Origin of the sequence: Limosilactobacillus coleohominis 101-4-CHN, from assembly GCF_000161935.1 — a bacterium.
GTDB lineage: Bacteria > Bacillota > Bacilli > Lactobacillales > Lactobacillaceae > Limosilactobacillus > Limosilactobacillus coleohominis_A.
The window spans coordinates 263389-277340 of sequence record NZ_GG698803.1; the positions used below are offsets into that span (position 1 = coordinate 263389).

14 protein-coding genes are annotated in these 13952 nt (G+C 43.8%); all 14 read right to left on the reverse strand.

The annotated features are described in order from the left end of the window. Window positions 1–3 precede the first annotated feature (3 nt). The 14 genes from HMPREF0501_RS04490 to HMPREF0501_RS04555 all read right to left on the reverse strand — a co-directional run bounded on the left by HMPREF0501_RS04490 (window position 4) and on the right by HMPREF0501_RS04555 (window position 13903). Window positions 4–675, reverse strand: coding sequence for a head maturation protease, ClpP-related (locus HMPREF0501_RS04490; RefSeq protein ID WP_003671987.1), 672 nt, complete (start codon window positions 673–675; stop codon window positions 4–6). Continuing rightward, window positions 672–1883, reverse strand: a complete 1212-nt coding sequence (locus HMPREF0501_RS04495; RefSeq protein WP_318175622.1) for a phage portal protein — start codon at window positions 1881–1883, stop codon at window positions 672–674. Before HMPREF0501_RS04495 ends, HMPREF0501_RS04490 begins: the two co-directional genes overlap by 4 nt. 82 nt (window positions 1884–1965) lie before the next feature. Then, entirely contained in the window at window positions 1966–3564 is a 1599-nt protein-coding gene (locus HMPREF0501_RS04500) for a terminase large subunit (protein ID WP_035160208.1), read from the reverse strand. A gap of 63 nt (window positions 3565–3627) precedes the next feature. Further along, window positions 3628–3834, reverse strand: a complete 207-nt coding sequence (locus tag HMPREF0501_RS04505; RefSeq protein WP_006916672.1) for a DUF5049 domain-containing protein — start codon at window positions 3832–3834, stop codon at window positions 3628–3630. Between the two features lie 2 nt (window positions 3835–3836). Further along, the gene (locus HMPREF0501_RS04510) at window positions 3837–4457 is read right to left on the reverse strand and encodes a hypothetical protein (protein WP_006916673.1); all 621 of its coding nucleotides are present in this window, start codon (window positions 4455–4457) and stop codon (window positions 3837–3839) included. Between the two features lie 72 nt (window positions 4458–4529). Further along, window positions 4530–5756, reverse strand: coding sequence for a site-specific DNA-methyltransferase (locus HMPREF0501_RS04515; protein ID WP_006916674.1), 1227 nt, complete (start codon window positions 5754–5756; stop codon window positions 4530–4532). Continuing rightward, window positions 5756–6298 carry a P27 family phage terminase small subunit gene (locus tag HMPREF0501_RS04520; protein WP_006916675.1) on the reverse strand — a complete coding sequence of 181 codons (543 nt, stop codon included), beginning with the start codon at window positions 6296–6298 and terminating at the stop codon, window positions 5756–5758. Before HMPREF0501_RS04520 ends, HMPREF0501_RS04515 begins: the two co-directional genes overlap by 1 nt. 119 nt (window positions 6299–6417) lie before the next feature. Next, on the reverse strand, window positions 6418–6795 hold the full coding sequence (locus tag HMPREF0501_RS09295; RefSeq protein WP_006916676.1) for an HNH endonuclease: 378 nt from the start codon (window positions 6793–6795) through the stop codon (window positions 6418–6420). 147 nt (window positions 6796–6942) lie between these two features. Beyond that, window positions 6943–7410, reverse strand: coding sequence for a hypothetical protein (locus HMPREF0501_RS04530; RefSeq protein ID WP_006916677.1), 468 nt, complete (start codon window positions 7408–7410; stop codon window positions 6943–6945). Then, window positions 7407–8762 carry a DEAD/DEAH box helicase gene (locus HMPREF0501_RS04535; RefSeq protein ID WP_006916678.1) on the reverse strand — a complete coding sequence of 452 codons (1356 nt, stop codon included), beginning with the start codon at window positions 8760–8762 and terminating at the stop codon, window positions 7407–7409. The genes HMPREF0501_RS04530 and HMPREF0501_RS04535 overlap by 4 nt, the downstream gene beginning before the upstream one ends. Continuing rightward, a complete protein-coding gene (locus HMPREF0501_RS04540; protein ID WP_006916679.1) occupies window positions 8743–9024 on the reverse strand; it encodes a VRR-NUC domain-containing protein in 282 nt (93 codons plus the stop codon). Before HMPREF0501_RS04540 ends, HMPREF0501_RS04535 begins: the two co-directional genes overlap by 20 nt. A 213-nt stretch (window positions 9025–9237) precedes the next feature. Then, entirely contained in the window at window positions 9238–11493 is a 2256-nt protein-coding gene (locus HMPREF0501_RS04545; protein WP_006916680.1) for a phage/plasmid primase, P4 family, read from the reverse strand. Window positions 11494–11495: 2 nt separating this feature from the next. Then, window positions 11496–11882 (reverse strand): hypothetical protein, encoded by a 387-nt coding sequence (locus HMPREF0501_RS04550; protein WP_003672034.1) that lies wholly within the window; start codon window positions 11880–11882, stop codon window positions 11496–11498. Window positions 11883–11968: 86 nt separating this feature from the next. Then, complete coding sequence (locus tag HMPREF0501_RS04555) at window positions 11969–13903, reverse strand: DNA polymerase (RefSeq protein WP_006916681.1); 1935 nt, start codon at window positions 13901–13903, stop codon at window positions 11969–11971. Window positions 13904–13952: the final 49 nt, after the last annotated feature.

Here is a 13952-nt window from a genome sequence, read left to right on the forward strand (position 1 = left end):
AAATTAGTGTGATAACAAAGAAAGCCGCTTTTGCAGCGACTTTACAGAAATAGTAGATTTTGCTTTAGGCTTGAGTTTATTCAATAACACCAGGTCAGATTGCTTATCGGAATACGAGTAACAATCTGTGACATTCTTATTGTCACCCAGCATGGCATCAGCAAAGCCTAATTCGATAGCTTTATTGACGTTCATCCAAGTTTCGTTATCCATCATTGTTGAAATCTTTTCACGGGGCAGGTTGGTTTTCAGCTCATAGGCATTGATGATCGACTCCTTGGTTTCAGCTAGCATTTGCGCAGCGTGGTCGAGATCTCTTTCTTGACCGCCGACAATAGTCAGTGGATTGTGGATCATTAGCATAGCCGCAGGAGCCATTGAAACAGTAGTTCCAGCCATCGCAATTACCGAAGCAGCAGATGCCGCAATACCTGAGATTTTGACATTGACTTCATTCGGGTAATTCATCAGCATGGTATAAATTTGACTGGCAGCGGTACAATCACCACCAGGGGAGTTCAGCCAGAGATCGATTGGATCCTGACTTTCATTAAGTTCGTCTTGGAATACCTGTGGTGAAACATCGTCATGCACCCAGCTATCAGGAGCAATTACCCCAGAGATAGCTAGTTGCCGCTGATCACCATTTTGTTTCCAGTTCCAGAAACGTTTCATTCTTTTGGTTCCTCACTTTCTTTGGTTGTTTGCGTGTTATAGAAATTACCGGCTTGGTTAAGTGGCAGCATGTTACCGTTAACCAAGTACTGATCACCACCTTCATCAGTAGGGATGCGGTTAAGATCTTCAAGTTCCCGAATATCATTTGCAGACAACCAACCATTTTGGCGTCCAATTGCATAGCCATTCATTCGGCTTTCGTAGTCGCCACGTAGTAGTCCATCAACATTGAATTTAACGAAAAACTTTCGTTGATCATCAGCGGAAAGTAGCTGTTGATTCATAGCTTGTTCCCAGCGAATACACCAAGGGTTCAGGGTGTACTTTACAAATTCGAGTGATTGTTGCTCGATATTTGAGAAAGTCGAACGATCTAGGTCACCAACCATATGCGGTGGTACACGAAAAATTCTGGCAATTTCGTCGAGTTGGAATTTTCGAGTATCAAGAAATTGCGCTTGGTCGGGTGGAATGGAAAGCTGGTGAAAAGTCATTCCTTCTTCCAAGACAGCAATGCTGTGATTATTAGATCCCGAAAATTGTGACTGCCAACTTTTCCGAAGCCGTTCAGGGTCTTTGACTACATTAGGGTGCTCTAGAACACCACCAGGCGTGGCATCATTTTTGAAGAAAGTGGCTCCGTATTGTTCGGCAGCCATGGATAATCCAATCGCATTCTTAGCCATAGCAATGGGACTGTAACCAATCAAACCATCAAAACCCAATCCGGCGATATGAAGGACTTCATCGGACAAGAGAATTACTTGTTTCGATTTATTTTTTGCCTGGTAATCATCGTAGTTGCGAGTATAGGTATAGTAGATTTCACCGTTGGCAGCTCTGTTAACGTCCATTCGATCAGGCATCAAAGGATAGAGTCCGGTGATCTTGCCTTGACCGTTTCGAATGATTTGTGCATAGGCATTACCCCACAGTAATAAATGGTTCATCATGGTTTCACGAAAGATAAAACTGGTCATTTCTGGATTTGGCGCATCATGAAGCAAAAAATAAAGTGGGTGGTTAATTGCCCGCTGTTTACCACCATCGCTGGTGTATTGATAAATATGAAGTGGTAGTTCAGCTAATCCTTCAGCCAAGACTCGAACACAAGCATAAACTGCAGTATTTTGCATTGCAGTACGTTCGGTCACATTTTGGCCAGCCATCGAACTGCCGAAGAAAAATGACATGGTGCTAGACAAGGTGTTTTTAGGTTAAGCTTTATTGGTATGGAATAATTTATTAAATAAACCCATGGCATCAACTCCTTTCAGTCCTACGCAATTACAACATCAATAGGCCTCGACCATCATAAACAGAATCACCATTATCCTCATTTCGGATAGCACGATCCAGTCCCATAATGGTGGCCACTACGCCATCAATTTTTTCGGTTGACTTAGCCTTATCCGGTTTAATATTTCCGGCTGGGTCAGTGCGGATGTAGATGTTATCCATCATCCAGCGTAAGACCGGATGACCACCATGAGCGATCTTCTTTTCCAGAGTTAATCGCATTAGTTCTTTAGTTGGAGGCGTCATGTCCTTAAATCCCTGGCCAAACGGGACCACGGTGAATCCCATACCTTCAAGATTTTGAACCATTTCGACAGCTCCCCACCGGTCGAAGGCAATTTCACGGATGTGATATTTCTTTCCCAGATCATCAATAAAGTGTTCGATGAATCCGTAGTGAACTACATTACCTTCTGTTGTTTGCAGATAACCTTGTTGTTTCCAAATATCGTATGGAACATGATCACGCCGAACTCGTAAGTCAACATTATCTTCGGGAATCCAGAAATAGGGTAGAAGGGTATAACCTTCAGAATCATCCCTTGGTGGAAACACTAGAACAAAAGCAGTGATATCAGTAGTCGACGACAGGTCGAGTCCACCGTAACAATCTCGTCCCCGTAGTTCATTAGGATCAACTGGGAAAGCACAAGCATCCCATTTATCCATCGGCATCCATCGGACATCTTGTTTAACCCACTGATTTAAACGGAGTTGACGGAAGGTGTTTTCTTCAGCAGGATTTTCTTTGGCTGAATTATAGGCATCTTTTACTTTCTCCATTTTGACTGTAATTCCTAAAGAAGGATTAGCTTTTTTCCAGACTTCGGGGCTCGACCAATCTTCATCCCGACCAGCACCATAAATTACCGGATAAAAGCGGGGATCATGTTTGCGACCTTTCATGATATCAATTGCTTTTTGATGGACTTGATAACAGATTGAATTTTCATCATTACCAGCAGTGGTTATTAGAAAGTAAAGAGGTTGCGTTCTGGCATCCCCTGATCCCTTCGTCATAACGTCATAGAGTTTCCGGTTCGGTTGGGTATGCAGTTCGTCAAAGATAACTCCGGACACATTGAACCCATGTTTAGAATAAGCGTCAGCAGATAGAACCTGATAGAAACTATTAGTGGGTTCATAGATCAGCCGTTTTTGTGAAGCGAGAATTTTGCATCGTTTCTTCAAAGCCGGGTTCATTCGTACCATATCAGCGGCCACGTCGAAAACAATCGCTGCTTGTTGCCGATCAGCGGCACAACCATACACTTCGGCTCGTTCCTCACCATCTGCACAACAAAGCAAAAGAGCGACTGCTGCCGCTAGTTCTGATTTTCCTTGTTTCTTTGGAATCTCAACATAAGCAGTATTGAATTGGCGGTAGCCATCAGGCTTCAGAATACCGAAGATGTCACGAATAATCTTTTCTTGCCAATCAATCAAGTCAAAGGGTTTTCCTGCCCAAGTTCCCTTAGTATGGCAGAGACATTCAATGAAAGAAACTGCAAAATCAGCTGCATCTTTGCTGTAAGTGGAATCCTTAGCCATAAAACGAGTTGGTTTATAATCTTTTAACTTTCTCAAGAAAACATCACTTCCTTTCATTAGTACTAAAAAAGCACTGAGAATGAACTCAATGCTTAATGATTAATTGAATTTACCAGTTAAAATCAAATTGACATAGCCGGCCCGTTCAGTAGTCAGGTAATCGATCAAATCGTGGCAGTTGTAATAGTAGGCCAGTCGTTTAACATTCTCGATATCAAACATGTTTACTTCGCCAGTATTGCGAATTTGTAAGACCTGCTGGCGAATGCGGTCACGTCTAGCTAGTTCATTTTTGATTCTGCTCATGATTAGGCCTCCTGATTCTTAAAAGCAGCTGATCCGGCTAAATTTCGTAACAGTACTTTCCGTTGTGTTTTGTATTCGGGACCGATAAAACCCAGGCGTAGTAGAAAACAACGAAAAGCATATTTCTCATTGCTTTCTTCATGAGGTTCTGACACAATCCGTTGATGATTTTTTGCATATTGCACAAGTTTGTCGATAAATTGTTGATAAGCTGTGGCATCATCAAGATTTACCTTGTTGAACCAGTTAAATGTCACCTGTTGATCATCAACGTCTAGTTTTAGCGAATCGAGCTGACAAGCATCTTTGATTAGCTGTCCCTTGGCCCAAATTAGGTGACGCAGGTTTTCTAAGGCTTGATCGGTAAAGTCGTCTCGACGGTAAGCAAGATGCAATTTGATAATGTTAGCGGGCCGGAAACCAAGTTGTTTAAGTTTGTCGATTAGGTTGGATGGAATCTCATCAGGGGATGAAAGGTTCCCATCTTTACTGACAGTGTATTTGCCAATCTGGTATGCGTAGGTTGGTGTGTACTGATATTCAGCTTTTTGTTGAGTATAGTTAGCAATCTGTTCGACTAGCTTTTTACGCTGTTGACCATGAACATTAAAATTAATTTCCATATTCTGTACCTCCTTGTTTGATCACTGTATACATCACTCTAAAAGGCGCAGATAGCAAGGCTTTCCCGCGCTTTAGGCCGGCTTCTTTAGATTACTGTAAGGAATTATATGACCATCTCTTTCCACACTGATATCTTGATCCGAATTGACTTGTTTGATGTAGCGATTAACAATCACATCACAGTATTTAGGATCCAGTTCCATCATGTAACAAATCCGATTAGTTTGCTCGCATGCAATCAGAGTTGAACCGGAACCACCGAATGGATCGAGAACGGTACAGTTGGACATGGTGGAATTCATGATTGGATAGGCTAGTAGTGGGATTGGTTTCATCGTTGGGTGTTCCTTACTCTGCTTTGGGCGATCAAATTCCCAGATGGTGGATTCCTTTCGCCCGGTGTACCATTCGTGTTTGCCATCTTTCTTCCATCCATAGAGTACGGGTTCATGTTGCCACTGATAGGGAGAGCGACCAAGTACTAATGATTGCTTCTTCCAGATACAGCAACCGGATAAATAAAATCCAGCATCTTGGAAAGCACGGCGGAAGTTAAGGCCTTCCGTATCGGCGTGAAATACATAGATGCTGGCATCGTTAGCCATTGCTTGATTCATATTTTGAAAAGCAGCAAGCAGAAACTGGTAGAACTTGTCATCGGCTTGATGATCATTCTTGATCTTGCCAGCTTTGCTAGAGTAATCGACATTGTATGGAGGATCGGTTAATACTAGGTTGACCTTATGATCACCCAGTAATTTCTGGTAGCTTTCTGTTTTAGTAGCGTCACCACATAATAAAGTGTGTTTACCTAAGTGCCATAAGTCACCAGGCTTTGAAAAGGTCGGTTTATCCAATTCGCTATCAACGTCAAAATCATCATCATGCGTATCGTCAGCGGTGCTAAGAAGGTCTGAGATCTCATTCTCGTCAAAGCCAGTTAAGGAAACATCCAAGTCGCTGGCTTGTAAGTCAGTCATTAGCAAGGCCAACTTGTCTTTATCCCAATCACCGCTGATTTTATTGAGGGCAACGTTGAGAGCTTTTTCTTTGTCTTCATTTAAATTAACGACAACACACTCGGCTTCTTTGATCCCTTCATCCTGGAGAATCTTTAACCGCTGGTGTCCGCCAACCACGCGACCAGTTTGCTGGTTCCAGATGATTGGATCAACGTAGCCGAATTCTTTCATTGAGTGTTTTAGCTTTTCGTAGTCAGGATCACCTGGCTTTAAGTCTTTTCGTGGATTGTAATCCGCGGGGATGAGGTCCGGTATTTTTTTCTTAACAAATTTCATTAGTTCATTCCTTTCCGACTTCTTAAGAGTCTTTCCATGACATCATCTTGTGGTGTTGATCCTTGATAAGTCGTGGCATTGTTTTCTTTAACCACTTGAAAAATCTGAAACCATAATTGGCTCGATTGCTTCATGTAGTCACGACTCATGGAAACATATGGTGAAGCAATTGCATTACCAGTGGTAGGGTGGCGAGCGAGAAAACCAAACTTAGAGATACATTCTTCGCACTGGATCCACCGGCTAACGCTAACGGCATAGTGTTCAATCAGCTGAGTGTTAACTAGCTTTTCACAACCACGTTCGACCAACCATTCCCAGGTTTCTTTGAAAATATCAGCGGCGTCAAATTCTAAACCATTCTTCTGTTTGGCCTTGAGGTATTTCTTGACTGGCGGCATCACGTGGCCTTCCAGATTAGCTGGCTCTGGCAAATCAATGACGGTTGCTTCTTGGCCAGCTTCGAGCTTATCGTGAAGTGACTTAGGTTTACGTCCAGCACCAATTCGGGATCCACCACGATTCGTACCATCTTTAGCCAAATCTCTCCCTCCTTCCGGCAGGGGTTAATACCCTGTTTGATTTCGATTTTTTGTACACGAAGGCCCAGGCCCGCTCCCGCGCGAAAAATTTTTAAGGATTTGATGGCCCCCTCCGTGGTTTAGTAATGATATCGACGTGGCTTTTTATGCCAGCGATCATCCATCTGGGCGGTGATGCGGGAGTGGCATGGCTTACATAATGCCATCAGGTTCTTGAACTCGTTGGTGCCGCCGTGTTCCAGAGGCAGAACGTGATGGACCTCGGTGGCTTGGGTATACCTTCCTTGGCTTAGGCACATCTCACAGAAGGGATGGTGGAGCAAGTAGCGTTGACGGATCTTTGGCCAGCCGTAATGATAGCGCGGACGACTACGCTTTGGTCGTTGGTAACGATTATAGTGAGAGCTGACTTGCTTGGCGTGCGCGTCACAATAAGTGTTGTGGGTTAATCGTGGGCAGCCAGGGTAGCGACAGGGTTTCTTAGGTGAGTAAGGCATGACACTCCTCCTTTCTGAGGTTATAAGAAAAGCCCAGCAGTTTGCACCGCCAGGCTTCAATGTTATAAAGCAAATGCCTTTATCCTAATTTTCTACACTACTATCGTAACATGGATAGGCTGATTGTTTGTTCTGCGTTTTACCTTTCTAATGATGGGATCCATAAAGTAAGAGCGTGAGGTGATCGAGTGCTTTGTTCTTTCGATTGTAAGCAGTGGTTTTCGCAATGAAGTACTTGTCCATCACGATGGTTAGTCCCTCGTTCATTGACTGGTTTGGAGTGCGATAGCAGACATCTAAAACAAAGCGCTCGTCTTCAGATAACTCTTGCCAGGCTGGCTCGAACCACTTGAAGTAAAGTTGGGCTTGTTGGTAGCGTTCATTCAGCTTGGTTGTCTCATCGATGCCATGCAGCAGGCGATGCTCAGTTGGGTTATCTTTTTTACTGCCGCCAGGTACGAAACCGTAGCGTGGCGAACTGACACCAATCATTTGTTCCCTGGCTAGCTTCAAGTCGTCTTGGTAAGAGTCAATGATGAACTTCATACCATCGTAATCTTTCAAGGCTGCAACGGTTGCTCGCCGTTTGTCTAAGTAATTCCACATGATACTCATGCCATAACACTTCCTTTCAGGTTGGCTTTCACTGCGTTAATTAAAGCTAACTGGGTTTTATCTTTACGTTTCAAGGCAGCCAGAATGTTTTCGTCAATGGTTCCTTCGGTGATGATGTGGTGGATAACTACTGGCTGACGCTGTCCTTGTCGCCAGAGCCGAGCGTTAGTTTGCTGGTAGAGTTCCAGACTCCAAGTTAATCCATACCAAATCAAGGTGGCACCACCAGCCTGCAGGTTGAGACCATGTCCGGCAGAAGCAGGATGAATCAATGCCAATGGAATATTACCAGCATTCCAGTCCTGAATGTCACGGGGTGTTTTGATCTCACGAACTTTGAAACGACTTTTAATCTGGATTAGATCATGTTTGAACCAGTAAGCTACCAAGACAGGTTTACCATTAGCAGCTTCAACCAAATCTTCAAGGGCATCAAGTTTTCGCTGGTGAATTTGAACAATCTGCTGCTGGTCGTCGTAGACACAACCATTTGCCATCTGGCAAAGTTTATTCGATAGACTGGTTGCGTTGAGGACATCGATTTGTTTACCCTGGGTTGAAACTACTAGCTGGGCATTAAGCTCATCATAGATTGCCTGCTCACTATTACTCATTTTTACCGGAACGGTGTTCATAGTTAATGGTGGCAGATTCAAGTAGTCCTTAGACTTCATAGAAATGGTGATGTCATCAATGGCACGGTAGATACTTTGCTCAGCGCCAGGCTTGGGTTTGTAGGTAAACACTTGATACATGTTCCGTTTGTCGGGGTCAAAGTAGTTCATCCGGTAAGATGAGATGAAGCGCCCGAGTCGTTGGCCCATGTCCAGTACGCGGAATTCCGCCCACAGATCCATCAAGCCATTAGACGACGGTGTACCTGTTAAGCCAACCACGCGTTTAATCAAGGGTCGTACTCGTTTGAGGGCTTTGAAGCGTTGTGAGCGGTAGGACTTAAAACTGGAGAGTTCATCGATCACCAACATGTCATAGTCAAAGGAAGTACCAGAGGATTCAATTAGCCATTTCAAGTTTTCCCGGTTGATGATATAAATGTTGACATCTTGTTGTAGTGCTTTGATTCTTTGTGTCCTAGAACCAGTGACAACAGAGTAGGTAAGGCCTTTTAAGTGGTCCCACTTTTCAATTTCTTCCGGCCAGGTTTGTTTTGCCACGCGCAATGGTGCAACAACTAAGACTCTTTGCACTTCACCACAATTGATGAGTTGCTTGATGGCCGTCAAAGTAATGACGCTTTTACCAAGTCCCATATCAAGCAAGATAGCTGCTATGGGATGGTCCAGAATAAACTGAGTTGCATATTGTTGATATTCATGCGGCTTGTATTGCATCAAGCATTCCCCCAATCTGATCAAACTGGTCGCAAACAAAAACCTGGTAGCCAAGCCGTTTTAATTGGTTGATTCTTTGTACTTGCAACGGGCGGGGATGCTTACCAGGAGCCTTCATCTCCACAAAGCCCATGTGGCCATCAGGCAGGAGAACTAACCGATCAGGTACTCCGGCCATCGATGGGGAGGTGAACTTCAGGCAAAGGCCCCCACGTTGGTGAGTAGCTTTGACAAAAGCAGTTTCAATTCGTTTTTCTAACATTTATAAAATCCTTTCTAAACGTTGATTTATCAGTGATTCGTCAGGATTAATGACGGTCGTGTCAGTTGATTTACTACTCTTCTCTATACCTCTTTTTTTCTATTTTTATTCCTATATACAAGTAAGGTAAAAGAGTGTCATGACTGTCATTAGGATTGGTAAATACTGATGTATCAAGTTTTTTAAGTTGTAAAGGGTGACAGTCGATGACAGTCAACTGAGGAATTCATCAGCCTTAACTTTTAATCGCAGTCCCTTGATGAAACGACCGTTTTGTTTGTGTTGACGTTGAAAGCCAGCATTTTTGAGGGCCGTGTAAAAGTCTGACGTGCTGCGGATATATTCACCGATACTTTGACAATATTCGCGATACTTTTGATAAAGATCGCCTGACTTTTGTTCATAACTGGGGTCAAGTTCACAATTCTCATTAAGAAAATGTCCTAGCCAATCGTTATTAGCGTGGTAGGATCGTACCGCTTTGGTTACGGCAACGGGGGTGGTTAACTGGTAATTTTGCTGAATGATTCGCTGGGCACCCTCAATAATCCACTGCAATACCGCTGGACCAGCTTGTTCGGTTAGATACTGAGCATAGTTTTTAATGTCATTCCGTTTAGCAATCGTGGCTTTAAAGGGAATCACAATCAATCGGCGCCAGATTCCTTCATCATTACCACCTACGTGGGGCAGGTAATTGGTGTATAACACGATGGTGTGGCTGGGCGTAAAAGAGAAAGGTTTCATGTATTTCTTTTCGGCATAGATTTCATCAGTTGAACAGAGTTGCTTGACGATGGAAGTGTTCAGTCGCTTACCTTCTTCTAGTTCAGCGGAGATGATTAGCCGCTTGCCTTTGACTTCGGCCATCTCTGGTTTGACGTTTCGCCGAACACCAGTGGTCAAGGCATCAGCTGAGAGGTGACCGGTATAAGTGCCGAGTACATTAGCGATGGTGTTCCAGAAGGTTGACTTACCATTCCTCCCGCTGCCGTAAGCAATAATCAGAGCTTCCAGGTACACCTGACCGATCGCCACCAGTCCCACAATTTCTTGGACGTAATTAATCAACGCTTGGTCACCACAGAAGAAAGTAGTAAGTGCTTCTTGCCAGAGTGAAGCTCCTTGATTACCAGGAACACAGGATGTGGATTTGGTGATTAATTCATCAGCTTGAATTTCCTGTTGACCGTGCATCCCTTTCTTTAAATTGAAAGGTCCGTTGGGCGTGTTCAATAAAAACGGATCAGCATCAAAATCATTAATCTCTTTGACGAGCTTTGGTCGAGAATTAGTTAAGATCCCGTTAATACCTCGAGTGCTGCGTTCCTTGAGAATAAAGGCTTCGTAAGCTTTAGCATTTTCGTAATCTTTGAATGCGGCTAGTTGTTCATCATTAAAAGTACGACTAGCTTTTGTTTTACCCATTGCTTGCAAAGCGGATGTCACACCATTTTGCTGAATCTTCTTATAACTATTAGTGACACGAAGCTGAGCATCAGTTAATTGTTTATCGGTAAAGCGCTGGACTTCACCGAGAGCTAAAGGTTCCGATTCCTGCCAAACCTTCCCATCGAACCACATAAAACCTGATTGGTTGGTATAGCAAACCCGCTCTTTGCAGTTGTTGACAAAGACATAAGATTCACCAGTATCCGAGTAATCATCCGGTTGTAGATCGTCATTGGGCTGATTGTATTCTTCAGGCGGAATATAACCTTTTTGACTAGCCATGCGCTGACCAAATTTGGTGGCACTATGCCAGATGTTTTTTAATTCCTGCTTGCTTAGTGGTGGATCACATTTAGCAGCTTCTTCCTGAAATGCCTGACGAGCTTCAGCAGTATTGCCAAGACGCATAATGATGCGACCGGCAAAATGTGAGAGGGTTGCATTACGTTTGCCTTCATGGATTGATCCGATGTTTTGCTGAGCAAAGTAACGCTGGGCCATCATAAATTTGTCCACGGCTTGTGATCCTTCATGCCAGATGGCTTTAGTACTAGGCACACCAAAGACAAACCGGGCCGCATCAAGCGCATTGTCATCAAAATAGGGAAAGTATTCTTGAATTTCGTGTTTTAGTTCGGCGTAGGTTTTAGCATCCGTAATCTCAGTAATCGGAAAGTAGACGTGAAACTTAGGCCGGGGTGTTTTATGGTGCTTGGCCTTCATATTGTTTCGCGAGAAAGTAATGGCGTAGGAAACATCATCGAAATAGTTAGCAATGTTTGCAGGTTTGATCCAAGTAGTCGGATCGTCAGAATGATCGTTATCGCAGTCCATGATCAGGCAGTCAGCTTTGATGAAGTTGGCAATAGCGCGTTGGTTATTTGTAAATTGACCGCAGACATGGTCATAATGGGCAGCCTGTTCTAATTCCTGTGCGTTAGTGATAGTTTGTTGATGAGGATAGATCGTATTGCTAGCCTGACCGGAATTACCTGCCATCGATAAAGTAAAATGCATCTTTAGTTGGCCTCCATTTCATTATTAAAGTAGCGGATATTTTTATTTTTACGTTTGGCAAAGCGGATGAAGTAGCACATATCGTGCGTCGGTTTACCAAATGACCAGGCTTCGGCGCATTTAGTCAGTAGCACAATGTTAATAAAAGTGGCTACTTGAAATTCCTGTGAATGGTGCAGGTTAATAAATTGAGGTAGGTAAAGCTGTGGACAAATGGGAATGCCGCCATGTTGATAGACAAATCGGCAGTAAGACTGCACCTTATGAACGATCACTGGATCTTTTTTCACTACTTCCGTAAAGGGAGCGACTACGAAGATCAACGGTCGGTAGTTGGGATTAGGCTTATTGGTACGTAGCTTGGCGATAGCTAGCGTTGCTTCTGACATAGATTCAGATCCTTTCTTAATAATTTATGGGACTAAAAAAGCCCTCACTGATAAGCCAGATGAGGGCGAGAAGTAAACCATAAAAATTAATCTTTTTTGTAGAAGCCTCCGACAAAGCCAGCAGCATTGAGGATTAAGCCATCAGCCCAGTCAGGGACTTCGGTCATAATCTTAACTATTGTGTCGAGCGAGCGGTCTGTCGGAGCATCAATCACGGCTTCATCATGAATGTGCATTACGACAGGATTACCAGCTGTTTCTAAGCGACGCATAGCCCCGGCTAACAAGTCCCGACTAGTTGCTTGGACAATGTTTTCTACCAGCTTGGCCCCATAGGTTTCAATTCGATCCCATTTTTTCACGGTGTTGTTCCCCATGAAGGTAATCGATTCAGAACCAAACCGGTTAATGCCAATTTTAGGTTGGGGGTAGCAAAGATAACGTCCCGACCGTAAACGAAGAAACATGCAGCCACTCCGGTAAATAAACTTCATTCCGTGGGTAGTTTGCGGGAGGTGCGTTTTAATACATTCTTTAGCTGCTTTATCAACGTCCCACCAAAACTGCACAATGTGAGGACTAGCATTACGCCACATTTGAACCAGTGGTGGTAATTCATCATCGGTTAGGCCAAGATTAGTGGCACCCATGGCTTTGAGCGCACCAATAGAACCGCCATAGCCCAGGGCGAGTTCCGCAATTTTACCCTTTTGACGGAGTTCACCATTGATTCCATGTTTGACCACCGGGACACCAAACATCTGGCTTGCGGATGCACAATAGATATCTTCATTCTTGGCAAAGGATTCTTGTCGCCATTTTTCATTAGATAGCCAAGCAATCACCCGTGCTTCAACCGCTGAGAAGTCAGCCACGTAGAAATGATGATTTTTGCTAGGGATAAAAGCAGTGCGAATCAATTGTGATAAGACGTCTGGTACTGAATCATAAAGCATTGCAAGTGCTGGTACGTTGCCTTGCTTAACTAATTCGCGAGCTTCTTCGAGGTCTGGCATTGAATTACGGGGAAGATTTTGTACTTGTACAAGGCGACCAGCCCACCGACCCGTCCGGTTAGCACCATAAAATTGTAAAAGACCATGGACACGACCATCTTGGCACATAGCTTTCTGCATAGCCTGATACTTTTTGATACTTGATTTAGATAACAACTGGCGGAGAGCTAATACTTGATGGACCGTGCCGGTAGTGGTTTGTAATAGCTGTGCCACTGATGCTTTGGATAGTGAATCAGTTTTAATGCCTTGCTGATGGAGCCAGTCTTTTAGTTGCAAAGGAGAGTTAGGATTTGCTAGACCCGTTAATTTTTTAGCAGTTTGTAAGTACTGGTCATGGAAGACGTTTTGACATTTGATCGCATTGTTAACCAGTTGTTGGTCAATCCGGATACCGCGATCATTAATGTCTTGATCCATCCAGTAGTTTTCCCATTCATTCTGTGGGACGGGGAAGCATTCGAGCTTCTGGGTGATTTCCATTTCAACCTCGACGTCACGCTGATTGTATTGCTTAAACTGTTGCCATTTATCAGGAGCATGGTAGGGGAAGTTACGAGTGCGATTTTGATTGGCCTTCGTAGGTTTGCAAGGTGTACAGAAGTAGCGCACAAGCTCTTTACCAGCAGTGATTTTTTGTCGTGGTAGCCCTAAAACGGTACCTACATCACGAAGCGACAAGGGTAGTCCTAAGGTAGCCGACCATACCCGTGAGCAATGCCAACCAGCAGGCTTTAAGCGGTGGCTTACGAAACGTGACAGACAGACCCGTTCAAATTGAGCGTTAAAGGCACTTTTAATAATAGTAGGATCATCTAACGCCTTAATAACCTGAGGAGGAATTGATTCACCCTGAGTGAGGTCTATAACCTTTACTGGACCGAAGTCGATAGCGTAGCCAAAAAGCAGGAGTTCAAAGTCTTTACTGTCTGCATAACGATAGACTCCAGTCTGGTTCAGGTTAGTATTGGAATAAGTTTCGATATCTATTGAAAGTTGCTTCATTAGAAATCCTTTCTACAAAAAATGGGTAGTCAAAGTCGACTGCCCATCT